The 1,615-nt window shown below is 44.8% G+C and carries 2 protein-coding genes; both read left to right on the forward strand.

Going from position 1 to position 1,615, the window contains the following annotated elements; translation table 11 throughout:
• Positions 1-632: DUF3801 domain-containing protein (locus tag G4407_RS16015; protein ID WP_173689671.1), on the forward strand; the 632-nt coding region annotated here is incomplete at its 5' end.
• 5 nt (positions 633-637) lie between these two features.
• A complete protein-coding gene (locus tag G4407_RS16020) occupies positions 638-1,612 on the forward strand; it encodes an ArdC family protein (RefSeq protein ID WP_173689672.1) in 975 nt (324 codons plus the stop codon).
• Positions 1,613-1,615: the final 3 nt, after the last annotated feature.

The following is a 1,615-nucleotide window of genomic DNA, read 5'->3' on the forward strand; positions in this document are numbered from 1 at the left end:
AACAGCGTCCGATGAAATTTTTTACAGTACCGGGTGACAGACTGAAAGAGTTTGCAAAAGAAGCCAAAGCGAGAGGTATCTTATATGTTGTCATCAAAGATAAGGTGAATCCGGATCAGACAGAGGTCATGGTATTTGCAGATGATGCAGCAAAGATGAACCGGGTATTAGACCGGATGAATCTGGATTTTGTAAAAGCAGAATCAGGCTCTATGGTTACAGAAGCAGTGGAAAAAGAGAATGCACCGGAAAAGGCAGAGAACCAGATGGAAAAAGAAACCGGGGAGAATGTACGGACAGAGACCGTTGTCCTGCCGGAAGGCAAGATAGAATTTGAACTGGACGATGCGGAAGAAATGTTCCAGATCGGGGATGAGGCTTTCCCGGAAGGAAATTTTACACAGGCGCAGGAGGGGGAAGAAAAGAATCCATCCGAACCTTTCTCGCGCAACAGAAATACTTCTTCCGATCGGGAAATTAGCTGGAAAGAAAAGAATGAAAAACCATCTGTGCGGAAAGAACTCGGAGATATCCGCAAGGAACAGGAAGAGAAACGTAAGAGGCCGGACAGACGGAAAAATGCCAGAGAGAGCCGGAAGAAACGTAAGAATATGAAAACGAAAGGCAGGTAATGTATATGGATTTAACAGATATGATTTCAGGGGGAACGGAAGAACAGCAGGTTCCTGAACAGAAATTGACGAAAGAAGAATATGCAGCCAAAAAACAGCAGGAAAGAGAAGAGGTATGGGCTGAAGTAGATTCACAGGCACAGGGAGTTTTTCAGGATGGAGAAAAACTGAAAGGCTTTCTGGACTTTATGGCAGAGTGTAATACCCAGAGAACACCGAATCTGCTTTTGATTTACGGACAGCATCCAGATTTTAAGGTGGTAAGGTCTTATGAACGCTGGAGAGAAGAACACCGTTCGGTAAAAGCAGGGGAACATGGCATTACTTATATGATTTCCACTGAATACGAAAAAGACGGAGAAATGCGGAGAGGGTATACGATTGGAAAAGGATTTGACATCAGTCAGATGTCTGGAAAGCCATTGGAAGAACGCCCTCAGCGAAGTCTGACAGAACTGATAGGAACTGTCTTAAAAGACCAGTCGGTACGTGTGCAGATTGAGGATGATCTGCCAGACAAAGTGCAGGCCCAGTACAATCCAAGATATCGTACCATCTATATCCGCAACGGAATGAGTGAAGTAACGACATTCCATGCACTGAACAGAGAACTGGCGTGTGCAGCGATGGATCAGCATACCGGAACTTACAGCCGACAGAAAGTCAGCGCACAGGCATATTGTGCGGCCTATGTGATTGCGAAACGTTATGGTGTGGATGTTACCGGATTCAATCTGGATTATATTGCACAGCGGAATGAATGTGGAAAGAAAGACCCACAGGAACTGAGAGACTTTTTAAATGATGTCCGTCAGGCTTCCTACAGTATCCGAAACCATATCGAACGCAATTTTGGTGCAAAGGAACAGGAGTATGTAACCGATGAGTTTGCAATCGGAGACCCTGTAAAAACACCGGAAACCAAGGATGAAAAAGCATCTGGAAAAGAGAAAAAAGCAAAGAGCCAGCCGGAACGATAAAAG

Origin of the sequence: Allocoprococcus comes (assembly GCF_013300725.1) — a bacterium.
Classification (GTDB): domain Bacteria; phylum Bacillota; class Clostridia; order Lachnospirales; family Lachnospiraceae; genus Allocoprococcus; species Allocoprococcus comes_A.